This is a genomic window from Corallibacter sp. (genome assembly GCF_048381695.1).
Lineage (GTDB): Bacteria > Bacteroidota > Bacteroidia > Flavobacteriales > Flavobacteriaceae > Corallibacter > Corallibacter vietnamensis.
In genome coordinates this window covers 440576-465365 of sequence record NZ_JBLXHI010000002.1, presented here as the reverse complement: position 1 = coordinate 465365, position 24790 = coordinate 440576, and the positions used below count along the sequence as shown (strand labels likewise).

22 protein-coding genes are annotated in these 24790 nt (G+C 32.9%); 10 read left to right on the top strand and 12 right to left on the bottom strand.

The genetic code is table 11. The features are described 5' to 3' along the window. Position 1 precedes the first annotated feature (1 nt). Genes ACN5J3_RS05875 through ACN5J3_RS05865 form a run of 3 tightly spaced genes read right to left on the bottom strand, consistent with a single transcriptional unit; the run spans position 2 to position 3505 of the window. A complete protein-coding gene (locus tag ACN5J3_RS05875) occupies positions 2–784 on the bottom strand; it encodes an MbnP family protein (RefSeq protein ID WP_418511103.1) in 783 nt (260 codons plus the stop codon). A 6-nt stretch (positions 785–790) separates the two neighbouring features. Next, entirely contained in the window at positions 791–2122 is a 1332-nt protein-coding gene (locus ACN5J3_RS05870; protein ID WP_418508637.1) for a hypothetical protein, read from the bottom strand. 3 nt (positions 2123–2125) lie between these two features. Further along, a complete protein-coding gene (locus tag ACN5J3_RS05865; RefSeq protein WP_418511102.1) occupies positions 2126–3505 on the bottom strand; it encodes a choice-of-anchor B family protein in 1380 nt (459 codons plus the stop codon). 270 nt (positions 3506–3775) lie between these two features. On the opposite strand from ACN5J3_RS05865, the gene thiL reads away from it, so the two are divergent. Further along, entirely contained in the window at positions 3776–4819 is a 1044-nt protein-coding gene (gene thiL / locus ACN5J3_RS05860; RefSeq protein ID WP_418511101.1) for a thiamine-phosphate kinase, read from the top strand. Here the strand turns inward: thiL and ACN5J3_RS05855 are convergent. The 3 genes from ACN5J3_RS05855 to ACN5J3_RS05845 are packed head-to-tail and all read right to left on the bottom strand — an operon-like array spanning position 4816 to position 6588. Continuing rightward, the gene (locus tag ACN5J3_RS05855) at positions 4816–5094 is read right to left on the bottom strand and encodes a hypothetical protein (RefSeq protein WP_344726557.1); all 279 of its coding nucleotides are present in this window, start codon (positions 5092–5094) and stop codon (positions 4816–4818) included. The genes thiL and ACN5J3_RS05855 overlap by 4 nt on opposite strands. Positions 5095–5153: 59 nt before the next feature. Then, on the bottom strand, positions 5154–5927 hold the full coding sequence (locus ACN5J3_RS05850) for an alpha/beta fold hydrolase (RefSeq protein WP_418511100.1): 774 nt from the start codon (positions 5925–5927) through the stop codon (positions 5154–5156). Between the two features lie 4 nt (positions 5928–5931). After that, positions 5932–6588, bottom strand: a complete 657-nt coding sequence (locus ACN5J3_RS05845; protein WP_418511099.1) for a hypothetical protein — start codon at positions 6586–6588, stop codon at positions 5932–5934. 108 nt (positions 6589–6696) lie between these two features. Between ACN5J3_RS05845 and ACN5J3_RS05840 the strand changes: the two genes are divergently transcribed. Further along, on the top strand, positions 6697–8025 hold the full coding sequence (locus ACN5J3_RS05840; protein WP_418511098.1) for an aspartate kinase: 1329 nt from the start codon (positions 6697–6699) through the stop codon (positions 8023–8025). Positions 8026–8066: 41 nt separating this feature from the next. Here ACN5J3_RS05840 and ACN5J3_RS05835 read toward each other — a convergent pair whose 3' ends face one another. Then, the gene (locus ACN5J3_RS05835; protein WP_418511096.1) at positions 8067–9359 is read right to left on the bottom strand and encodes an aminopeptidase P family protein; all 1293 of its coding nucleotides are present in this window, start codon (positions 9357–9359) and stop codon (positions 8067–8069) included. Positions 9360–9569: 210 nt separating this feature from the next. Here ACN5J3_RS05835 and ACN5J3_RS05830 point away from each other — a divergent pair, with 210 nt between their 5' ends. The 5 genes from ACN5J3_RS05830 (at position 9570) to ACN5J3_RS05810 (ending at position 15808) form a co-directional block, all read left to right on the top strand. Continuing rightward, entirely contained in the window at positions 9570–10244 is a 675-nt protein-coding gene (locus ACN5J3_RS05830; protein WP_129759904.1) for a succinate dehydrogenase cytochrome b subunit, read from the top strand. 10 nt (positions 10245–10254) lie between these two features. Next, positions 10255–12267, top strand: a complete 2013-nt coding sequence (locus ACN5J3_RS05825; RefSeq protein WP_418511095.1) for a fumarate reductase/succinate dehydrogenase flavoprotein subunit — start codon at positions 10255–10257, stop codon at positions 12265–12267. Between the two features lie 8 nt (positions 12268–12275). After that, entirely contained in the window at positions 12276–13022 is a 747-nt protein-coding gene (locus tag ACN5J3_RS05820; RefSeq protein WP_129759902.1) for a succinate dehydrogenase/fumarate reductase iron-sulfur subunit, read from the top strand. 89 nt (positions 13023–13111) lie between these two features. Continuing rightward, the gene (locus ACN5J3_RS05815) at positions 13112–14035 is read left to right on the top strand and encodes a M28 family peptidase (protein ID WP_418508628.1); all 924 of its coding nucleotides are present in this window, start codon (positions 13112–13114) and stop codon (positions 14033–14035) included. Positions 14036–14038: 3 nt separating this feature from the next. Then, positions 14039–15808, top strand: coding sequence for a MutS-related protein (locus ACN5J3_RS05810; RefSeq protein WP_418511093.1), 1770 nt, complete (start codon positions 14039–14041; stop codon positions 15806–15808). Positions 15809–15815: 7 nt separating this feature from the next. On the opposite strand, the gene ACN5J3_RS05805 is transcribed toward ACN5J3_RS05810, so the two are convergent. The 3 genes from ACN5J3_RS05805 to ACN5J3_RS05795 form a co-directional block, all read right to left on the bottom strand. Beyond that, positions 15816–16082: a hypothetical protein gene (locus ACN5J3_RS05805; protein ID WP_418511092.1), complete on the bottom strand. Its 267-nt coding sequence runs from the start codon at positions 16080–16082 to the stop codon at positions 15816–15818. Between the two features lie 108 nt (positions 16083–16190). Then, positions 16191–17096, bottom strand: a complete 906-nt coding sequence (locus ACN5J3_RS05800; protein WP_418511091.1) for a thioredoxin family protein — start codon at positions 17094–17096, stop codon at positions 16191–16193. Between the two features lie 128 nt (positions 17097–17224). After that, a complete protein-coding gene (locus ACN5J3_RS05795; RefSeq protein ID WP_418511090.1) occupies positions 17225–19315 on the bottom strand; it encodes a S46 family peptidase in 2091 nt (696 codons plus the stop codon). 99 nt (positions 19316–19414) lie between these two features. Here ACN5J3_RS05795 and ACN5J3_RS05790 point away from each other — a divergent pair, with 99 nt between their 5' ends. Then, on the top strand, positions 19415–20557 hold the full coding sequence (locus ACN5J3_RS05790) for a methionine aminotransferase (protein WP_418511089.1): 1143 nt from the start codon (positions 19415–19417) through the stop codon (positions 20555–20557). 9 nt (positions 20558–20566) lie between these two features. Beyond that, positions 20567–21346, top strand: coding sequence for an amidohydrolase (locus tag ACN5J3_RS05785; protein ID WP_418511154.1), 780 nt, complete (start codon positions 20567–20569; stop codon positions 21344–21346). Here ACN5J3_RS05785 and ACN5J3_RS05780 read toward each other — a convergent pair. Both ACN5J3_RS05780 and ACN5J3_RS05775 read right to left on the bottom strand, forming a co-directional pair. Further along, on the bottom strand, positions 21333–22904 hold the full coding sequence (locus tag ACN5J3_RS05780) for an Ig-like domain-containing protein (RefSeq protein ID WP_418511088.1): 1572 nt from the start codon (positions 22902–22904) through the stop codon (positions 21333–21335). The genes ACN5J3_RS05785 and ACN5J3_RS05780 overlap by 14 nt on opposite strands. A 100-nt stretch (positions 22905–23004) precedes the next feature. Continuing rightward, the gene (locus tag ACN5J3_RS05775; protein ID WP_418511087.1) at positions 23005–23685 is read right to left on the bottom strand and encodes a ComF family protein; all 681 of its coding nucleotides are present in this window, start codon (positions 23683–23685) and stop codon (positions 23005–23007) included. A 163-nt stretch (positions 23686–23848) separates the two neighbouring features. On the opposite strand from ACN5J3_RS05775, the gene ACN5J3_RS05770 reads away from it, so the two are divergent. Continuing rightward, complete coding sequence (locus ACN5J3_RS05770) at positions 23849–24736, top strand: hypothetical protein (RefSeq protein WP_418511085.1); 888 nt, start codon at positions 23849–23851, stop codon at positions 24734–24736. The last annotated feature ends 54 nt before the right edge of the window (positions 24737–24790 follow it).

Here is a 24790-nt window from a genome sequence, read left to right as displayed (position 1 = left end):
TTTATTGGTTTATACCAGATAAGCTAAACACATCTTGACCATTGTTATATATCATAACTTGAGCGTCAAAATCAGGCATCATCATTGAGTGCAGGTTGTTTAAATCCCATAGATTAGGGTTTTTAAACCATGCTGCTATATTCATTGAGATATCAAATGTTATATCATTTGTAATGGATGTTTCTCCTAAATTTACTTCAAAGAAGGTGTCTTGAAAAACAAGGTTATCAGGACCTGTTGCATTTACAGCTCTAATGGCATGGTATTGATATCCTATTTCTGTATCAGTATTATCAATAAATTTTCCTTCTAATTGCATATAGTGATAACCGCCGCCAAGCATATCAGGGACATTCCAAGATGCAGAATTTAAATCAGGATAGCTAGTGTTGTAGTTGTCATCATTATTAAAACCAAATGTGAATGTTACGTTTGTGTAATTTCCTTTAGGAATATCAAAATTAGATTCAAAAGTTAAGTTTTCTCCAGAGTTAAGATCAACTAATAGATAATCAGGTATTACGTATTGTGTGCCATCTTCATGGTGAAATGTTATGTTTGATATTAAGTATCTTAAACGTTCAATACTCATCATGTCTCCATTGGCATTTGTGAATGAAATTGTATTGAAGTCATCATTGGTAACTGATGTTTCATCCCATGTATGTGTAAAGTTAAATGTTGGGTTTACATTGCTTTCAAAAACATTTAATGGAACATTATTGTCACTACTGCAATTAAAAAAGAGCGCGCAAACAGTCATAATTAAAAATAGCTTTTTCATATATGTTTATTTTGTTTTTATAATTAGTAGATCAGAAAAGCCTTTGTTTTCTGTAAAGTCACCATCATTACTACCAGATTCACCAACGGCAATTACAGTGTTGTTTGGTAATTGTATGGCATCATATAGGTAATCAATTAATGAGCCGCCTATGGTTTTTTGCCAGATAATGTTAGCGTTGTTGTCAATTTTTAAAAGCCAAGCATCATTTTGTCCTTGGTTTTCAGAAAGATCACCATTAATGCTTCTAGAGCTACCAGAAACTATAAAGTGGTTGTCTGGTGTTTTAGAAATGGAACGTCCGACATCAAAATCTGAACCACCTATTGATTTATCCCAAAGCAGTTCGCCGTTTGGAGATATTTTAATCAACCATAAATCTGCTGCTCCATTGTTTTGAGATACATGAACGTCATTGCTTCTAGTATCTCCAGCAATTATATAGTTACCGTCATTGGTTTTTATTATGGCTCTAGCTTCGTCTATTTGTGTGCCTCCAAAAGATTTTTCCCATATGATTTCTCCTGTGTTAGAGATTTTAACCACCCAAAAATCATAGGTTCCAACATTGTTTGATATATCAACATCGCTACTGTCTGATGATCCTACAATTATAAATGCATTGTCGTTGGTTTCAATAGCGTCATAAGGTGTGTCTGTGAAAAAACCACCGTAGTATTTGCTCCACTCAATGTTGCCGTTTGAGTCTGTTTTTATGGCCCAATAATCTCCGCCTGCATGTCTAAAGCTTTTTTGCAGCGTATTACCTTCACCTCCAGAAGCTGTTACATCAAGTACACCTATGAGAAAATATCCGTTGTCGCTAGTTTGTATTATTTTGTTTCCTACATCGGCACCAACATACCCATATGATTTTTGCCAGGTAATATTTCCTGATGCATCTAGTTTTGTAAGCCAATAATCTTGAGCTCCAAAGTTTTCAGAAACATCATTGTTGTTGCTTGTTGAATATCCTAATACAGCGTAGCCGCCATCTTGTGTTTGTATTATGCTGTTAGCTCTGTCATCATTGTTTCCGCCGTAGGTTTTAGACCACTGTATATTATTTTCTTCATCAAATTTTAATACCCAATAGTCAAAACTTTCATTGTCTTTATCTGTAATATCGCCATCAGCGCTTTGTGAGTATCCGGCAATGACATAGCCGCCATCAAAAGTTGAGGCTACCGCATAAGCAGCATCATTTTTAGAACCGCCCAACGTGCTCACTTCAAATTCAGGTTGTTGAATTGTTGTAGGTAACAAGCTTGGACTGCTGTCACTTGAGCAATTGAATATAAAAAGGGAAACTAAAAAAATGAAGCTTACTTTTTTCATATGCTAGTTGCTTTCTCTTAAGATGAAAAGACCACTTTCTATATCACTTACAATAATGTTTCCGCTAGGAAAATAAGGGTATACACTCCAAGCACCATTAAAACTGGTGTTATTATTTGCTGGATAGGTGTCAAAAAAACCACGCTCTGTCATAGTGTTGCTGCTTATGCCTGATATATCAATTACACGAAGTCCTGCTGTATAGCTTGCTTGGTAGTAGTCATTTCCTTTTACATAACCATTGTGGTCTATAGCAGCAGTTGGACCAAAATAATCCATTTTTAAAGAAGGATTGTCTAAATCACTAAAGTCAAAAACAATAGTTCTTGTATTGTTTCCAAAGTTTCTCTCATCAGTTTCGTCACCTAAAATAAAATAACGCATATCTTCAGTAAACCAACCTTGATGAACGTAACCTACATTATTATATTGAATGGTTGAAATTGTTATCGGGTTAGACTTATCGGTAATATCAGCAATAACAACTTCAATTTCATTGCTACCAATTAATATTTCTCTACCTGCATAATCACTATCAGGGCCATTGTAATTAACAACTTGGGCATCATGTGAGTATCCAAATAAACCACCTTCGTCAATTGGGTTTAATGGATTTTGAATATTTATAAAAAGAGGACCGCCAGCAAATGTGCCACTTCTAGATGTTCCTACAGCAAAGGCATAACCAGAGTCTTCATTAATCACAATATTGTGGGCACTTCCAAAACCAGAATATAAAGCATCTGCTATGAAGTTTTCAGGAGGATTAGCTACGTTTCTTAAACGTGTTAAGTCAAAAACTTGCATGCCGTGATTACCAACGTTATCAGCTACTATAAACGCATAGTTGTTATATACTTTTACATCACGCCAAGCACTTGTGCCTGCAGATGTGTTTAACCTACCTAAAAAAACAGGGTTTATTGGATCTGTAACATCAACAAAAGCAGTGCTGTTTGTAGTTGCTACAAGAGCGTATTCGCTGCCAGTAACAGTGTCAACCCAGCCCCAAATATCACTTCCTTGAGGAGTTCCTTGTTCGTTTGCTAAAACAGAAACAGGAATATGAGCCATCAAATCATAACCATCACAAGGGTAGTTTCCTGCCATGCCATTTATGCATAGTGCAAGAGGTGATGTGTTTGGTGTGTTGCTATCGTCACATACATCTCCAATTCCATCATTATCTGTGTCTGCTTGGTCAGGGTTTGATACAGTAGGACAATTATCGTTGTTGTCTGTAAAACCATCGCCGTCAGTATCTGTTTCATTATTAGTTGGAGTTGGTGATGTTGGAATTGTTGTTGGTGAGTCATCGTTGCACGAATATAAAGCAAGAGTCATGAAGCCAACAAGCGCAATAAATTTAAACTTAAAAGTCATTTTTTTTATGATAAACATAGAGGTGATATTATATGTGATAACGAATTTTTATGCTTGATATTTTTAGATTACTAAAAATATCATACTATGATAAAATTTAATTTTTTATTATAAATACTTTAATTTATGTGGTAAAATTAACAGATTAATACAAAATTGATGATTTTTTTGGTTTTATTTTGTGTTAAAGTGTATTGGTATACTCTAGTCATTTTTGAGATATTTTAAAATTTGTCGGAATAATTATTACATCCTTGCTATTTTTGCATTATGATTGAAGATAAAAACCAGCAACGCACACAATTAAGTGATTTAGGAGAATTTGGTTTGATAGACCATTTAACTAAAAATTTTAAAATAAAACAAAGCTCTACTGTTAAAGGTATTGGAGATGACGCAGCAGTTTTAGATTTTAAGAAGAATAAAATTGTTGTTTCAACTGATTTATTAGTAGAAGGTGTGCATTTTGATTTGAGTTATATGCCTTTGAAGCATTTAGGATATAAGTCTGTTATAGTAAATCTTTCTGATGTTTATGCAATGAATGCTACTGCTACTCAAGTAACTGTTTCTATTGCAGTATCTAACAGGTTTCCTTTAGAAGCACTTGAAGAACTCTATGCTGGAATTGAAACAGCAGCAAAAATTTATAATGTTGATGTTATAGGAGGCGATACTACGTCGTCAACATCAGGGTTATTAATCTCTGTAACCGCTATAGGTGAGATTAATAGTGATACAGAAGTTTACCGAAACGGTGCAAAACCTAATGATTTACTTGTTGTAACTGGAGATTTAGGAGGTGCATATATGGGATTACAAGTTCTTGAACGTGAAAAAGAAGTTTTTAAGGTAAACCCTAATAATCAGCCAGATTTAGAACCTTATACATATATAGTAGAGCGTCAGTTAAAGCCTGAAGCTAGACAAGATATTATTAAACTATTAAAAGATTTAGGTGTTAAGCCTACATCTATGATAGATGTTAGTGATGGACTATCTTCAGAGATTTTACACCTGTGTACTCAAAGTGGTACGGGTTGTGATTTATATGAAAATAAAATTCCATTAGACCCTCAAGTGATTTCTACTTGTGAGGAGTTTAATATTGATAGTACTACAGTAGCTTTAAATGGCGGTGAAGATTATGAGTTATTGTTTACAATTTCTCAAGAAGATTTTCCTAAAATTAAAGCAAACCCTAATTTTAGTGTTATAGGATATATGAGAGAAAAAAGCGCAGGAATTCATTTGGTTACTAGAGCAGAAACCAAAATTCCACTAAAAGCGCAAGGATGGAAAAACTTTAGCTAAGCAGTTATTTTTAAATCTGAATTAGAAAAAGATTCATGTCTTAATCGCATGGTTCTTTTTGTGTGAATTCTTTCTAAAATGCGGTTTATCTCCCTAAATTTTGGTGTTAATTCTGTTAAATAGCCATTACTATTTGTTGTGGCTTCATGTTTACAGTGTTTGCAAGTATACTCCTTTACGTGATATGTAACATTTCTACTTACTTGATACTCATGCCCAAAAACATTGCAGTATAGTCTTGGGATAAACAAGCGTTTTTGATTGGTTGGTTTCATAGGTTTATCACTTTTGGTGTAATAAACATAAAATTTATTTTAAATAAATCGACAAAAACCTATATATTTTCGATGAAATGCATTATTTCTTGTAAGAAATTGTTTTCATTTTCAATATGACTCATGTGTCCATCGGGAAATTCTACAATATTTACATTTGAATTTTTTACATGGTTTTTAGTGTTTTCAAAATTTAAAACAGGGTCTTTTTTTCCTAGAATGAGCAATTTTTTTATAGGTGCACTTTTGAAAAAATCTGTTTTATTAGGCCTTATTTTCATGCCTTCAAGAGCAGCTATAATACCTTGTAGCGGTGTTTTTAAGGCTTCATTTTTAACAAACTCTATGGCGAGGTTTAAGTCTTCTCGGCTTTTAGTTGCAAATAAATTTGCAACAGCCATACTTACAAAAGTTTTATGGTTTTGTTTTACGGCTTTTATGGCGCGATCGCGATTCAGTTTTCTTTCTTCGCTATCTGCTTCAGCTGTTGAGTTCATTAAACACAAACCAGCTACTTTTTCTAAATGATTTTCAGTGTAAGCCAACGCAACATAACCACCCATAGAATGTCCAATAATAATAGACTTTGATATGTCTAAATGATTTAAAACAGCTTCAACAATTTCTGCCATATCTTGCATAGTGTGGATATATCCCAAACTTTCGGTTTTTCCATGACCTAACAAATCTATTGCTATAACACGATATTGTTTAGATAGTGTAGGCGCTATGTTTTTCCACATGCTTATGTTTTCAAGAAAACCATGTAAAAGAACAATAGCTTTTCCGCTTCCTGAATCTGTAAAATGTATGTGTATGTTTTTATATTGCATGATGTTAGCCTTTTAAGCGTTTAATTACAGAAAATGCTTTGTCTACTAATTCATCTTCTACCAAAACAGTAAATTCATTTGTGGTAGAAACCACTTCGTATAATGAAATACCTTCCCAAGCTAACCGTTTAAAAATTTGATAGTACAATCCGGTGATTTTTGAGTTTCCTTTGGGAAGACTTATGCTTATTGCTGAAAGTTGTTCTTTAACCCCTAATTGTTTTTCATTTTTAAAATGTTCTAAAACATACGCTTTTTGAGAGCTGGATATTATTATGGTACTTTCTAAAATTCCTCGTGTAAAGGCATAAAAAATATTATTATTTGTATTTAAATGCTCTAAAATTTTAGAATGGCTATTTATAAGTGTGTTTGAATTTTGAAACGTAAAATCACTTAAGTTTGAGCGAACTGTTATATCTCCTAGGTTTTTGATGACTCTTTTCAGTCTTGGAGAATTGCCTAAATCTGTTGGTGGATTGTAGCGTCTTAAAGCCATCATAATAGCTCCAGTTTTTACTGGTTTTTTTAGCATTTCACTTATAGGGGTTACTAATTCTTCAGCTAATGCAGAATAATTTATGATGTTTCTAGATAATGCTTCTTCTAAAAAAGGTTGAGAAACCAGTAATTCCTCAACACATGCTGATATTGTTTTCATAAACGACTTGTTAACTATATAACAATTTGTGCAAAATTAGTTTAATTTTTTTATTTTCATTCATAAAATAGCTTTTGAGAATACATTTGTCTTCAAAAAATATAAACTATGCGCGTTTTAAAGTTTGGAGGAACATCTGTTGGCTCTATTGAAAACATGATTCATGTTAAGAACATTGTAAATGATGGTGAGAAAAAAATTATAGTACTTTCTGCTATGTCAGGAACAACAAATGCTTTAGTGGAAATCTCTTTAGCATGTAAGGAAGGAAAGCGTTCGTTGGCTAAAGAGCATGTAAACAATCTTTATTTAAAATATATAGATGTTATTTTAAATTTGCTACAAGATTATCCTTTAAATAAAGAAACAGAATGCTATGTGCAATCTGTTTTTAATTATTTAAATAAACTTATTGAGTTACCTCATTCAGAGCTTATGCATGACTCTATTGTGTCTCAAGGAGAAATGCTGTCTACATTTATATTTAGTAGATTTTTACAGCAAGAAGGTATCAATGTAAAGTTGATATCTGCATTAGATTTTATGCGAATAGATAAAATGAACGAGCCTGATAGTTTTTATATAAATCAAAATCTAACAAGAATCATTAATGAGTTTCCTGATTATGATATGTATGTAACTCAAGGTTTTGTTTGTTTAGATGCTAAAGGAGATGTTGCTAACTTGCAACGAGGTGGAAGTGATTATACAGCAACCATTATTGGCTCTGTGATTAATGCTGAAGAAGTGCAAATCTGGACAGATATTGATGGTTTTCATAATAATGATCCAAGATTTGTTGAAGGTACTCACGCTATTTCAAACCTTTCTTTTGACGAAGCTGCAGAGTTGGCATACTTTGGTGCAAAAATTTTACATCCGCAGACAGTAATGCCTGTTAGAGATTTAGATATTCCTGTTAGGTTGAAAAATACTATGTTGCCAGAAGCATTTGGAACTTTGATTACTAATGAAATTCATGGAGAAGGAATAAAAGCTATAGCAGCAAAAGATGGAATAACTGCCATAAAAATCAAATCTGGCCGTATGTTACAAGCACATGGTTTTTTGAAAAAAGTATTTGAAATTTTTGAAAAGTACGAAACCTCTATAGATATGATTACAACATCTGAAATAGCTGTGTCTTTAACTATAGATGATACTAAACACTTGGTAGATATTAAGCAAGAATTAGAAAAGTTCTCAACTGTTGAAATAGATGATTATAGAACAATTGTGTGTTTGGTTGGTAATAATATTGTATTCCATCCTGATACACCAAAATTATTCCAGATATTACAAGATGTTAATGTAAGAATGATTGCTTACGGAGGTAGTAATAATAACATATCGTTATTAATAAACACAAGTGATAAACAAGAAACATTGCGTAAACTAAATAGGTACGTTTTTGAAACAGAAACAGTGATGAGTTAAACAAAAAAGAACGGCTAAATTGCCGTTCTTTTTTTGTTTTTTTAAGAGTTCATGATATCTTCAATCTCATCGGCTTCAATAGGAATGTTTGCCATCAAGTTAAGAGGTTCTCCTTGTTCTTGAATTACAACGTCATCTTCTAATCGGATACCAAATCCTTCGTCAGGGATATAAATACCAGGTTCTACAGTAAACACCATATTAGCGGTCATTGGTTCTGTTAAGATGCCATAATCATGAGTGTCTAATCCTATATGGTGGCTTGTACCGTGCATGAAGTATTTTTTATACGCAGGCCAGTCTGGGTTTTCGTTTTGAACATCGGCTTTGTCTAGTAATCCTAAACCAAGTAATTCTGATGTCATTATTTTTCCAACTTCAACATGATAATCTGCCCAAATAGTACCAGGAACAAGCATTTTTGTAGCTTCTTTTTTCACGTTGTTTACAGCATTGTAAACGGCTTTTTGTCTGTCAGAAAAACGACCATTTATAGGGATTGTTCTACTTAAATCGCTAGAGTAGTTGGCGTATTCGGCAGCCGTGTCAAACAAAATTAAATCACCGTCTTTACATTGTTGGTTGTTTTCAATATAGTGCAATACATTGGCATTGTTTCCAGCTGCAATAATAGGTGTGTATGCAAATCCTTTAGATCTGTTTCTTAAAAATTCGTGCATCATTTCTGCTTCAATTTCAAACTCCCAAACACCAGGTTTTACAAAGTTTAACACGCGTCTAAATGCTTTTTCTGTGATATCACAAGCTTGTTGCATGATATCAATCTCTATTTGATCTTTTACAGAGCGTAAACGTTGAAGAATAGGGTTGCTCTTTTTAACGCTATGAGCTGGGAATTTTTCTTTTAGCCATTTGTTAAAACGATCTTCTCTGGTTTGAGTTGTAACATTGGCACGGTAATGTTCGTTGGTATTAATGTAAACAGTGTCACATTGCGACATAACCTCTTTAAATATTTTTTCAAAATCTTGAAGCCAATACACGGTTTTAACGCCAGAGGTTTCAAAGGCTTTTTCTTTGGTTAGTTTTTCACCTTCCCAAACAGCAATGTGGTCATTTGTTTCTGTTAAGAATAGAATCTCACGGTGTTTTGGGTTAGGGCAATCAGGAAATAACAATAAAATACTTTCTTCTTGATCTATGCCACTTAAATAAAAAATGTTACGATCTTGTTGAAAAGGTATGGTGCTATCTGCGCCTATTGGGTAAATATCGTTGCTATTAAAAACGGCTAAACTATTTGAGCTCATTTGAGCCATAAAATTTTTGCGATTTTTAATGAATAATTGGTTGTTTATTGGGTGATATTTCATTGTGAAAATTTATTTTCTTCAAAAATACTTAATAGAATAGAGTATAAAAAATGATAATAGTGAAACTTATCATAAATATTAAAGAAGAATTACTGATGTTTCTCTTCTTTTTGTTTAAAATCATTCTAAATACACAATTAAAACGTTTGAGTTTTGTCTAAAATTTGAATGTAGCGTATCTTTGTTGAGATAAAAAACTAAACTTCAACAATGAGCGGAATTCTAAATTCTTCGATTGGAAGAAAATTTGCCATGGCACTTTCGGCACTCTTCCTTATGATTTTCTTATTACAGCATTTTGCGATTAATATTCTTTCAGTTTTTAGTGCAGACGCATTTAACGAAGTGTCTCATTTTATGGGAACATTTTGGGCTGTACAGTATTTATTGCAACCTGTATTAATTTTTGGTGTAATCTTTCACTTTGTGATGGGTTTTGTACTAGAAATTAAAAACAACAAAGCAAGACAAATAAGCTACGCTAAAAATAATGGAGCTGCAAATTCATCTTGGATGAGCCGCAACATGATTTGGAGTGGTTTAGCAATTTTAGCTTTTATAGTGCTTCACTTTATTGATTTCTGGATTCCAGAGATTAATACAAAATATATTGTTGGTGATATGTCTGGTATGCACAATGGTGAGTTCAGATACTTTCACGAATTAGTAGAAAAATTCCATAGTCCACTTCGTGTTGGAGCTTATGTAGTAGCATTTGTGTTTTTAGCATTGCACTTACTGCATGGTTTTAATTCGGCATTTCAATCGGTTGGTGCTAACAACAAGTACACAAAAGGATTGAAAACATTTAGTAAAATTTATGCAATAGGTATTCCAGCAGGATTCATCTTTATTGCATTGTTTCATCATTTAACAGGACATTAAAATATCTAATATGGCTTTAGATTCTAAAATACCTCAAGGTCCAATTGCAGACAAATGGACAAATTATAAAAATCATATCAATCTTGTTAACCCAGCAAACAAGCGTCTTATTGATGTTATTGTTGTTGGTACAGGATTAGCAGGTGGTTCTGCTGCTGCAACTTTAGCAGAGCTAGGCTACAATGTAAAAGCATTTTGCTTTCAAGATTCACCAAGACGTGCGCACTCTATTGCGGCTCAAGGTGGTATTAATGCAGCAAAAAACTATCAAGGTGATGGTGATTCTACATACCGATTATTTTACGATACTGTAAAAGGTGGTGATTATCGTTCTCGTGAAGCAAACGTATATCGTTTGGCTGAGGTTTCAGCAAATATTATTGACCAATGTGTGGCGCAAGGTGTGCCTTTTGCACGTGAGTATGGCGGACTTTTAGACAACCGTTCTTTTGGTGGTGTATTAGTATCGCGTACGTTTTATGCAGCAGGTCAAACAGGTCAGCAGTTATTATTAGGTGCTTACTCTGCTATGAACCGCCAAATTGGTCGTGGAAAAATAAAAATGTACAACCGTCACGAAATGCTAGATGTTGTTATCGTTGATGGTAAAGCACGTGGAATTATAACACGTAACTTAATTACAGGAGAAATAGAAAGACATTCAGCGCACGCTGTTGTTTTAGGAACAGGTGGTTATGGTAACGTATTCTTCTTATCAACAAATGCGATGGGAAGTAATGTCACTGCAGCTTGGAAAGCGCACAAACGTGGTGCTTACTTCGCTAACCCTTGTTATACTCAAATTCACCCAACATGTATTCCGGTTTCTGGAGATCATCAGTCTAAACTAACGTTAATGTCTGAATCTTTAAGAAATGATGGTCGTATTTGGGTACCAAAACACATGAAAGATGTAGAAGCTATTAGAGCTGGTCAATTAAAACCAACACAAATAGCTGAAGAAGATAGAGATTATTACCTAGAGCGTCGTTATCCAGCGTTTGGTAACCTTGTACCTCGTGATGTTGCTTCTCGTGCAGCTAAAGAGCGTTGCGATGCTGGTTACGGAGTAAATGCAACTGGTGAAGCTGTTTATTTAGATTTTGCTTCGGCAATTCAACGTTACGGAAAAGAGCAAGCGCACATTAAAGGTTTAGATGAAAACGATGCAGCTCTGGTTAAAAAATTAGGTCAAGAAGTTGTAAGAGTTAAGTATGGTAACTTATTCCAGATGTACGAAAAAATCGTAGATCAAAACCCATACGAAACACCAATGATGATTTATCCTGCGGTACACTATACTATGGGAGGAATTTGGGTAGATTATAACTTAATGACAACCGTACCAGGATTATATGCAATTGGTGAAGCTAACTTCTCTGATCATGGTGCTAACCGTCTTGGTGCTTCGGCATTAATGCAAGGTTTAGCTGATGGTTACTTTGTATTACCATACACTATTGGAGATTATTTAGCTGATGATATTAGAACAGGGCCTATTTCTACAGACACTAAAGAGTTTGAAGAAGCAGAGAAAAATGTAAAAGATAGAATAGCAAGTTTAATCAACAACAACGGATCACATTCTGTAGATTATTTCCACAAGAAATTAGGAAAAATCATGTGGAACAAAGTAGGAATGTCTCGTAACGAAAAAGGATTAAAAGAAGCTATTGAAGAGATTTCAACACTTCGTAAAGAGTTCTGGGCAGATGTAAAAGTTCCAGGAACAGCTGATGAATACAACGAAGAACTTGCAAAAGCAGGTCGTGTTGCAGACTTTTTAGAATTAGGAGAATTGTTTGCTAAAGATGCTTTACACAGAACAGAATCTTGTGGAGGTCACTTTAGAGAAGAATCTGTTGAAGAAGACGGTCCTCAAAAAGGTGAAGCAAAACGTGATGACGAAAACTTTACGTATGTAGCAGCTTGGGAATACAAAGGAGAACCTAAAGATGCAGTGCTTCATAAAGAAAACTTGGAATTTAAAGATATTGAATTAAAACAACGTTCGTATAAATAAGAAAGACTATGAATTTAACCTTAAAAATTTGGCGTCAGAAGAACGCAAGCGATAAAGGAAAAATGGTAGATTATCCAGTAAGTGATATTTCACCAGATATGTCTTTCCTTGAAATGTTAGATGTTTTAAACGAACAACTTATTGAGCAAGGTGAACAGCCTGTAGCTTTCGATCATGACTGTCGTGAAGGTATTTGTGGTATGTGTTCACTTTATATCAATGGAGAAGCACATGGTCCAGATCGTGGTGTAACAACATGTCAGTTACATATGCGTATGTTTAAAGATGGTGACACTATTACAATAGAGCCATTTAGAGCAACAGCTTTCCCTGTAATTAAGGATTTAGTTGTAGATAGAAGTGCTTTTGATCGTGTACAACATGCAGGAGGATTTATTTCTGTAAATACCTCTGGTAACACGATTGATGCGAACGCTATTCCTGTAAATAAGCACGATGCAGATGATGCCTTTGCTGCTGCAACATGTATTGGATGTGGTGCTTGTGTAGCGAGTTGTAAAAACTCGTCAGCCATGCTATTTGTTGGTGCTAAAGTATCGCAGTTTGCATTATTACCACAAGGTCAAGTTGAAGCAACTGATCGTGTACTAAACATGGTGAAGCAAATGGACGAAGAAGGTTTCGGTAACTGTACTAATACAGGTGCTTGTGAAGTGGAGTGTCCAAAAGGGATTTCACTAGAAAACATTGCTCGTATGAACCGCGAATACTTAAAAGCGGCTTTTAAAGGATAGAAGTATTTGTAAGTAAAATGCTTACGTTAATTATTATAAAAAAAATCTCAAGTCTTCGCTTGAGATTTTTTGTGTAAATTTAAAAAGAAATGAACTATAAGTTTTTCCCATTGTTCCTTTTGCTATTACCTATATTTATTGGCTGCAAAGGACAAACTGTAGTTGAGAAAGAATCTAAAGTTATTAAGCAATCTTGGTTTGATAGTGATTCTTTACTTAAACATGTTGAAGTATTATCGTCAGATGAGTTTGAGGGACGAAAAACAGGAACGCCTGGATCTGAAAAAACACGAAATTATATACGCAAAGCTTATAAAGATTTAGGTGTTTTACCACTTACAGATTCGTACTCTCAAAGTTTTAAATTTTCAAATTATAAAGCAGAAAATATTATAGGTTACATAAAAGGTACTCAAAAACCAGAATCTTATATTGTTATTTCAGCGCATCATGATCATTTAGGTATTCATGATAATAAAATATTTAATGGTGCAGATGATGATGCTTCAGGAATAAGTGCACTATTTGCCTTTGCAGAATATTTTAAAAAATATCCGCCAAAGCATTCGGTTATTTTAGCTGCTTTTGATGCTGAAGAGTTAGGATTGAGAGGATCAAAATACTTTGTAGATAATACCATTGTTCCATTTGATAGTATAAAGTTGAATATCAATTTAGATATGATTTCTAGAAATGATAATAATGAATTATACGTAACTGGTGCACGATTTAAAGATAATTTAAATCAAGCTGTTTCAAGTTTTAAAGTAAAAGAAGGTTTGACTTTAAAACAAGGTCATGACGGAAAAGACAGCCTTCAAAACTGGACGTATTCTTCTGATCATGGTTCTTTTTATAGAAAAGGTATACCTTTTTTATATTTTGGAGTTGAAGATCACGAGGATTATCATATGGCTACAGATGATTATGAAAATATTCATCCTAATTTTTATCAAAATGCAGTGTATACAATTATTTCAGTGTTTAAAACTCTAGATGATATCAACTTATAGAATATGCAAAAACCTGAAACATTTTATACATCTCAATTAGAGCATCATCAGGCAGAGGTAAAGGTTTTTCAAAAAAAACTATTAACCTTGAGCTCTTTGAGATTACTTGTGTTTTTGGTAACAGCTTTTGCTATTTACTTAACTTATAATTACTGGCAAATTGCTGTAATTATTGGTTTAGCTGGAATAGCAAGTTTTATTTATTTGCTTTCAAAGTATACAGATGTCAAATATAAACGTGATATAAGCAAGGCTTTGGTTAAGCTAAACCAAGAAGAACTTGCCATTGCATCAGGAGATTTTCATAGCAGGCCAACAGGAAATGAGTTTCAAGATCCAAAGCACTTTTACAGTTTAGATATAGACTTATTTGGTAAAGGTTCTTTTTTTCAATTTATTAATAGAACACGCATTTTTGAAGGTACTCATAAGTTAGCCAATGCTTTAAAAGCTAACAATATTTCAGAAATACCACAGCGCCAGCAAGCCATTAAAGAGTTGGCAAATAAACCAGAGTGGCGGCAAATGTTTTCTGCTGTAGCATCGTTAATTCATGTTGAAGTTTCTACAAAAACTGTAACTAATTGGTTGCAAACTTATAAGGTTTTCTTACCTAATGTTATGCGCTGGTTTCCTATTGTGTTTAGGGTAATTACACTCATATTATTAGGGTTGACAATTTTTAAAATTATCGGATTTTCTTTTATTGGTTATTGGTTGTTAATAGGGCTAGGCATTACGGGAATCTATTTAAAAAAAATAAACCAATTAGCCTCAAAAACTGATAAGATTAAAGATACTTTTAGGCAGTATGCATCATTATTAAATAGCATAGAGAGCGAGGGTTTTACAACAGATTTATTACTAGAAAAGCAAAAGGAAATTCAATCCTATAAAGAAAAAGCTTCACATATTTTTAGCAAATTTTCAAAGCATTTAGATGCTTTAGATAATAGGAATAATCTTATATCGGCTATTTTTGGAAATGGATTATTTCTTACTGATATAAAAAACAGCTACAACGTAGAACAATGGATAGTTGCTTATAAACAAACCGTAGCAAAATGGTTTGAAGTAGTAACATTTTTTGATGCCTATAACTCATTAGGGAATTTTGCGTTTAATCATCCAGAATATGTTTTCCCTGATATTGTAGATAAACAGATAACAATACAATCTACTGCGCTTGGGCATCCGCTATTAGATGCAACAAAACGTGTTGATAGTGATTTAGAAATCAATCATCAAGAGTTTTTTATAATCACAGGAGCAAATATGGCAGGAAAAAGTACGTTTTTAAGAACGGTATCTCTACATATTGTTATGGCAAATGTTGGTTTGCCGGTTTGTGCTACAAAAAGCAGTTATCAGCCTATAAAGCTTATTACTAGCATGCGAACTAGTGATTCACTAACTGATGATAGCAGTTATTTCTTTTCAGAGCTAACACGTCTTAAATTTATTGTTGATGCTATTCAGGATGAATCTTACTTTATTATTCTTGACGAAATATTAAAAGGAACAAACTCTACTGATAAAGCAATAGGTTCAAAAAAGTTTGTAGAAAAGTTAGTAGCATCTCACGCTACAGGAATAATAGCAACACATGATTTAAGCCTTTGTGATATTGAAGCAGAGTTAGAGCCCGTAAAGAACTATTATTTTGATGCGCAAATTGTAAACGATGAACTCTTTTTTGACTATAAACTTAAGAAAGGTATTTGCCAGAATATGAATGCGAGTTTTTTATTAAAGAAGATGGAGATTGTTTAATAACAACCTAGTTTTTCTTTAATGTAACACTAATATTTTTAGGTATCACAATATTGTCGTTATCTAGCATAATATCAAAAATATAGATGTTATCTCCAACTTTAGCGGTTTGTAAATAGTATCTAGCTTTACTAATTCTAAAATCACCACTAACATCTACAGCGGGTTTCCCAAGAAACTTTATTTTGTATGAAAGCGACTTAAAAACAGAGTCATTTGAAATTTTAAAACACTTTAAAGGAAGTCGGTGTTCTAAAAACTCCTTTTTAGTCAATGTTACTTCGCAAGAAGCTCCTTTTTCTTGAGCCAGACTACTTAAGCTTACAAATAGAAAAAAAAGTTGAAAAAATAAATTTCATATCATATTTTAAAACGTTAACAATCAATGTTTATTTTTTTCTGCTTCAGTTTTAATTTTTTCAATCATTTCAACAGCATTCTTGTCATCTGGTTTCAGACTTAAGACTTTGTAGTAATTTTTTAAAGCATCAGTATATTTTTCAGCTTTAAAGTAAGCTTCTCCAAGGCTATCATAAACATTATATCCGTTTGGAAATATTTTAGTGTTTAAATCAAAAATATACAGTGCTTTTTCAATTTGATTAGATCTTAAAAAGATATATCCAAGTGTGTTTAGTTCTTTACTACCGTTAACAAACTCTGCAAGTCTTGATGACCAGAATTGTTCGTTTGATTTTAAGTCTTCTAAAGGTGTTTCGTTTACCATATAGAACATGTAATTTGCGGCATTGTAATTAGGTATGTAGCGCTCATTGTTTACAATTTTTAGCATATCGCGCTCTAGCGTTTCTTTAGGGTACTCAACAATACGGTTTATTTCTTTATTGTCTTTTATGAAGATAAATGTGGGTACACGATGTATGTTGTAGCCTTTCTCTTCATGATTTGGGCTTTGTTTGTAAGCTTCTTCAGTATCATCAACAGCAATAACTTCTAGTTGATTTTCTGGGAACTTTATAGATTCTAAAATTTTATAAAATTTAGGTAGTTCTCGTTTGCTATCACCGCACCAACTTCCAAAAAACACTTTTATTTGATATTGGTTTAAGGAGTCTTTTAGTTGTTTAGTAATAGCGGTGTTTATTAAGTAGTTGTCATGATATTTATTAAACCACTCAGCAAAAGGGGCTTTTTTTAAACCATTTTCATCTACTTTTCCTAGTAATTTTAAATCACCATCTTTATCAGTAACCGTGTGATTTAGTGTTTGCGAAAAAATAAATGGAGTAGAAATAATTAGAGCAAAAACAAATAGAAGGTGTCTCATATGACGAAAGTTTTTTTAAATATAATTCTTTTTTAAAAATAAAGACTTGCTATTTAAGGTGTTATTGTTGTAAATAAAAAAAGCCTCTTAAATCTAAAAGGCTTTTTTTATAAGTTTCAGTAATGATATTACTTTTTCGGATGTACTAATTTCATTTCATCAATTAAGTGCTTTGCACCAGCATATTTATCAACTATAAATAATACATAGCGTAAATCTACCATAATGTTACGGCAAATTTCAGGGTCGTAATTCATGTCACTCATAGTGCCTTCCCAAACACGATCAAAATTCAGTCCAACAAGATTTCCATGAGCATCAATAGCAGGGCTACCAGAGTTTCCTCCAGTAGTGTGGTTGGTTCCTAAAAAGCAAACAGGTACTTTACCATTGCTATCAGCATATTGTCCGTAATCTTTAGCATCATATAAATCGCGAAGTTTTTGTGGTACATCAAATTCATAATCACCAGGCACATACTTTTCTATAACACCATCAAGATAGCTTACAGGTTGATAGTATACAGCATCTCTAGGAGAGTAGCCTCTTACTTGCCCGTAAGTAACACGAAGTGTGCTGTTAGCATCAGGGAAATAGCGCGCATTTGGTAACGCTTTCATAAGCGCTGTCATATATTCGGTTTGAAGCGCTGTAATAGGTTCGTTTTTTTCTTGATATTCAGAATTAATCGTATTAAAAAACTCCTCAATCATTGGCTTGGCATATGCATAAGCAGCATCGTTGTTTATGTTTTTTATGATGTCATCAGCAGAACCATCAAATAGTTTTAAGGCGCTATCAAGATTTGTAAAAGCTGTTTTATCATAGATTGTAGGATCTATATTGTTTTTTTTGTAAAGCGGCATAACAGCTTCAAAAACACCTTTATCTACATTTACATCATAATCTTTATGTACACCTTTTAAAAGGTTTGTAATGTACGTTTTGTTCTTTTCTAGATTGTCAGGGTTTTGTTTTAAACCTTGTTCTACTTGGTAGGTTCTAAAAGTCATTTGCATTAACTCGTTTGTTACCAAGAACACCTCAATAAAGTTTCTACGTTTTATATTAATGCTTGCAAAATCTTTATAAAGTTTATCAAACTCTGGAAGAATATGTCCATACTTTGATTCAAGACCTTTTTCTTTTAAAGCTTTTGTAAAAGAAGCTTCAAAAGCACGGCGTTCAGCAACAGCATCACTTTTCTTTATACCAAGATTTTCTCCAATCCATTTTTTCCATGCATTGGCAATACGCGCTTGTTTTGAAGCGTATTTTATACGAACATCATCACTAGCTTTCATGCCCGCATCAATAACTTTTAAAGCAGCTTCACGAATAGCAATATTGCTTGGGTTGTATTCTGTTGTTATATGCTCTATAGCTACGGCTGGTAAATATTCGTCTGTACGACCTGGAAAACCAAAAACCATGGTGAAATCTCCTTCGTCAACACCATCTAAAGAAATTGGTAAAAAGTGCTTTGGTTTGTAAGGCACGTTATCTTTGCTGTATTTTGCCGGACGGTTATTTTTATCAGCATAAATTCTAAACATTGAAAAATCTCCAGTATGTCTAGGAAAAACCCAGTTGTCTGTATCACTACCAAATTTACCAATACTACTTGGTGGCGCACCTACTAAACGAATGTCTTCATAGCGTTCTGTTACAAATAAAAAGTACTGGTTTCCTTTGTAAAAAGACTTAACTTTTGTGTCTTGCCACGTTTCTTTTTTAACTTCAGTTTGTAACGTGTTACTGTTTTTGTCTATTTGAGATTGCTTTTCTTTTTCTGTCATAGTTTCTGTGATACCAGCAAGAACTTGGCTAGTAACATCTTCTATACGAACAATAAATTCTACAAATAAACCTTCGTTTGGAAGTTCTTCATCAAGATTCATTGCCCAGAAACCATCTTTTAAATAATCGTTTTCTAAAGAAGAATGTGATTGTATTTGACTAAAACCACAGTGGTGATTTGTTAATAATAATCCCTTGTCAGAAATAATTTCTCCAGTACAACCACCATTAAAATGCACTATAGCATCTTTAAGGCTAGATTTGTTAACATCATAAATATCTTTGGCAGATAGTTTGCTGCCTAAACTTTGCATTTCATCTTCATTCATGCCTTCTAAAAGAGAAGGAATCCACATGCCGCCTTGTTGTGCAGAGACTTGAACGGTAATAAAAAGTATAAGAATTCTTAATAGTTTCATTGTGTAATTTTTTGATTGCTGTAAAGATAAAAAACCACTAAAAAAAAAGATGTTAAATTGATTGAAATAATGTCATTATTACTGATTATATTTAGCATTATGCAACACAAATCAAAACTTCCGCAATTAGGTACAACTATTTTCTCTGTAATGAGTGCGCTGGCTAAAGAGCATCAGGCTATTAACTTGTCTCAAGGGTTTCCAAACTTTGAAAGTGACAAAAAACTTATAGACTTTGTCACAAAAGCTATGCAATCAGGATACAACCAGTATGCGCCCATGCCTGGTAATACAGAATTGCTTAAAGCCATAGCAAACAAATATGAAAAACTATACAATACCAGTTATCATCCTGAAGATGAAATTACCGTTACAGCAGGTGCTACTCAAGCTATTTATACCATTATATCAGCATTTGTTAGAGCTGATGACGAAGTAATAATTTTCACGCCTGCTTACGATTGCTATGAACCAGCTATTACCATACATAACGGAAAAACAATTCCTATACAATTACACGCACCAAGTTATTGTATAGATTGGGATATTGTTAAAAGCAAGATTTCTGCAAAAACAAAAATGATAATCATTAATACACCACACAACCCAAGTGGTACGGTTTTAACAAAAACCGATTTGCTAAAATTACAAGAACTAACGGCTAATACAGATATTGTTGTATTGAGTGATGAAGTGTATGAACATATTATTTTTGATAATGAATCTCATCAAAGTGTCTGTTTGTTTCCAGAATTAAAAAAACGAAGCTTTATAACAGCCTCTTTTGGGAAAACATTTCACAATACCGGTTGGAAAATGGGTTATTGTTGTGCACCAAAAGACTTAATGATTGAGTTTAGAAAAGTACATCAGTTTAATGTATTTTCAGTAAATCACCCAATGCAAAAAGGTTTGGCTGATTACCTTCAAGAACCGAGTCGTTATTTGGAATTATCAGGATTTTATCAAGAAAAGCGCGATTTGTTTTTAGAGCTTATAAAAGATTCTCGTTTTGATTTTATTCCAGCAAAAGGAACATATTTTCAGGTTTTAGATTTTTCTAAAATAACAAAGGAAAATGATGTGGAATTTGCAAAACGCCTAACTAAAGAGCATAAAATTGCGGCTATTCCTTTGTCGGTTTTTAACGAAAACAAAAAAGACGATAGCATGTTGCGTTTTTGTTTTGCTAAAACTAATGAGACGTTAAAGCAAGCTGCAGAAATATTAAATAAAATATAGATAAACATGATGCAAGATCAACTTAAAGTAGCATTTATACAGGCAGAATTATTTTGGGAAAACCCTATAGAAAATAGAGCTTATTTTGAAAATAAAATAGCACAACTTCCTAATGAGGTTGATGTTGTTTTGCTTCCAGAAATGTTTACAACAGGCTTTACTATGAATGCCAAATCTGTAGCAGAGACGATGAACGGTGATACCGTTTCATGGATGAAAACTATAGCAAAAACTCATAATATTGCTCTTGCCGGAAGTTTAGTTATAGAAGAGGATGCATGTTATTATAACAGGTTGTTATTTGTTAAGCCTGATGAAACATTAGAAGTTTATGATAAGCGACACACGTTTACACTAGCAGGTGAAGATAAAGTTTATACATCTGGAACTAAAAAACAAATTGTAACTTATAAAGGTTGGAAACTATGCCTAATGGTTTGCTATGATTTGCGTTTTCCTGTTTGGGCTAGAAACACTGATGACTATGATGTTTTAATTTATGTTGCCAATTGGCCAAAGCCTCGTATTGCAGCTTGGGATGCATTACTTAAGGCACGAGCTATTGAAAATATGTGCTATGTTATTGGAGTAAATAGAGTTGGTTATGATGAAAAACAAAATGAGTATTGCGGGCATTCTGCTGTTTATGATGTTTTAGGAACAAGTATAACTGCATTACGACCAAACAAAGCTTATACAGAGACTGTAATTCTAGAGCGAAATCATATAAATTTTTATAGAAACAAATTGAAGTTTTTACAAGATAGAGATCTGTTTACTCTAGAGTAAAATCTACTACTTGATCCCAAAAAGCTCTTATTTCAACAATTTCTTTAGCATAGCTAATACGCTCTGGTTGTCGCTTTTCAAGGTAATTACCGGTGTCAAATTTTTTGTTTTTATTAGAGTCGTAAATAACCCTTAAAAAGTAGTCTCCAGACTCCATATTTCTAAAATCTAAAGGCTCGGCTTTTTCGCTAAATTTCTCATATTTAACCTCACCTTTTTCATCAACAAACTGAACAATTACTGGGTATACGGCATTTTGTAACGTTACACGAGCGTTGCCGTAATCTGAATAAGATTTCGTGTTTAGGTTAAAGTATAGAGAGTCATTGGTGTCGTTAAAAAAATCAGTAAAGGCTTCCGGTAAAATTTGAATAGCGTATTTGTTTTCTTCAGATTTTTCAAAATGTATTGCATATGAGTTTTCTAAAGAATCTAAAGTTGCTGAAAATGCTACATTTAATGAGTCTTTATCTAGAATTTTTATTTTTTCTTCGTCTATTTTAGATAGAGGTGTTGATGCATATATCTTAAACGTTTCATAAAACTTAATTGTACCTGTTGGTTCAGCCTTTAAAGCTAAAGTGTCTCGCTTTTGTTCGCTGATTCTTATGGTAAAGTCTTCAGAGTATCCTTTTTTATTACTTACATTAAAAATTAATGAATCTGTGTTTTCCAATCTAGGTTTATACCAGTAGTTTAGAGTGTCTGTTTTTTGGTCTTTTGTGATTCTGTATTCGTAGTCATCAGGAACTTCTGAAAGTATATTAATGCTCATGTCATTATAGTTTCCTTGAAATCCAAAACCTATTTTTTCTCCAGAAAGTAATCTTGGTCTTATAATTTTAGGAGTAAGTTCCTCATTAAATAACTTTAATGTAAAGAAAGCCGTTGAGTCTGTAGGAACATCAATGAATGTGTCACTAAAGGCTATTTTGTCACTTTGCGGTTGAAATTTATTATCTTGATTTTTATCATTTATAGCAACCATCATATACTTTCCTGGTTTCATATTTTCAACAGAAAAAACAGTTGTGCTATCTAATGTATTAGTTATATAACGTGGTAACTTGTTGTAAACGACAGAGTCATTAAAGGTTGAATCTACTTCATAAAGCATAACAGAAACAAAGTTGTCAGGCTTGCGAAGTTCAGCATCTATTATGGTTCCTTTTACCGTAAGAGAATCTAAAGTGCTTCCTGTAGAGAAAACATATCTAAAATATGGGTAAGGGTTTTCTTCATTATTATCAACAATACTGTTTCCAAAATTAAAGGCGTATGTTGTATTGGGAGATAATGTGTCTAGTATTTTTATAGTAATACGTTTGCTAGCACCGCCTAATGGAGTAATCACTGGTTTTGGATCCATTGGTGGTGAAATTATAAGTTGGCGCTGAACATCTTTGATTTTTATATACTCATCAAAGTAAATTTTAATCTCATTGTTATTAAAATTTGTAGAATAATTTTTAGGTTCAGATTTTGTTATTTCAGGCGGAGTTGTGTCTCTTGGTCCGCCGCTAGGGTTACCGCGATTTGCACAATTAATTATTAACATGCTAATAAGGCAAAAGCCGAAGAAATTTAATAGCGTTTTTTTCATTATACCCGTTTGAAATTTTTACAAAGAAACAACATATTTGTTAGTAACGAAATACTCATTGAGCAATTGCCATTGTAGCAATACTTATTTTAACATTATTTGCATTGCTTAATACATTGATGCAAGCTTCTAATGTGGCTCCAGTTGTAATAATATCATCAACTAGTAATATATGCTTGCCTTCTATTTCAGAATTATTTTTTACTACAAATATTTCATGAGTGTTTAGTAGCCTACTAAATCTGTTTTTATGTACTTGAGAAGCTGTGTTAGTTACTTTTATTAGTACAGAGCTTGTGTATTCAGCATCTAAAGCTTTTGCTATTTGTTGTGCAAATTTAGCAACTTGATTGTACCCTCTTTTTTTTAATTTCTTTTTGTGTAATGGTACAGGAATCACTATGTCAATGTTTTTATAGCTTTCAATAGTTTTTAATTCACTACCAAGCCAATCTCCAAGAAAAACACCAATTTCTTCATGGTTTTTATATTTTAAATTGTGTATCAGTTTTTGGGTGATTCCTTTTTTTGTAAACCTTAATAAAGCTGTTGCTTGTTCAATAACCGCTCTGCCATAAAAGGTTTTTGAAACTGTTAAATCATCATTAAAGTGAAAATTTGTAACAGGTAAATCATGCCTACATGTTGTGCAAATGTAACTTTCATGATCATGTAAAAGCCCATTACAAGCATAGCATACTTTTGGAAAAAATAAATTGATTATGGCAGATAACATGATGATAATTTACAACTAAATATATTAAATATTTTTATTGATGATGTTGATATATAGTTGTTTATGGTTGTTGTTTAATATGTTTAACAATTTTTTTTTCTGTTTGTCGATTAAAATCTGATAACAACAAGATAAGTCATAGCTTCGCAGAGTAAAATTAATTATGATGATAGTTAACCCTCAATTTTTTAACTACAGATTAATTATTGGTACTTTGGTAATAGCATTTGTTGTATTAGGGTCATATAGCTTTTCAAGTTATAACACACTTAAAGATCATGAAGTGTTTTTAGAGCAAGAGCGTCGCTTTGTTCAAAAAGAACTATCAGAGATGATAGCTTTATATGATAAAGTCACTGTTAAAAATGAAGTGCTATCAGAAGAGTTGCAACAATCAAAATCTAAAATTCAAGCTGTTTTAGATTCTTTAATAGCAGCTAAAACCAGTGTTCCTTTAATATCTAAAATTAGCCGTAAATTAAGTACTCTAAAACAAGAGAATGCTTTGCTATTAAGTAAAATTCAAGAAGCAAATCATCAAAACAAAGTTTTAAGCGATCAAGTACTTGCTGTTTCTGAAAAATTAGCGCTTCAACAAGCCTATATTTCTTCATTAGAATCTAAAAACGAAAAGCTTTCTAAAACCTTACTTGAAGCTCAAAATCTAGCGGTGTTACAAATACAAGCTAAAGCATTACATACCGTAAGCTCTAAAAGCGTATCAGAAACTGAAAAAGCTAACAAAGCAGACCATATTGAAGTTTGCTTTACCTTATTAAAAAATAATTTAACACCACAAGGAGGAAAAGATATTTATATACAAATAATAGACCCAAATAATAACGTTGTGGCAAATAGAGGTGTTGTCAATTTTGGAGAAAAGTCACTAATTTATACAGGTAAGACTGAAATAAATTACACAAACACCGATTTAGAAACTTGCACAAAAATGAATGTAGTTATTGATAATAACCTGATAAAAGGAAATTATTTAGTAAATGTATTTCATAACCAAAACAAATTAGGGTCTACAAAAATAGCACTCAATTAACTAACCCACTTTATTTTTTGAAAAACCGTTCCTTTAGTTGGAGCGGTTTTTTAT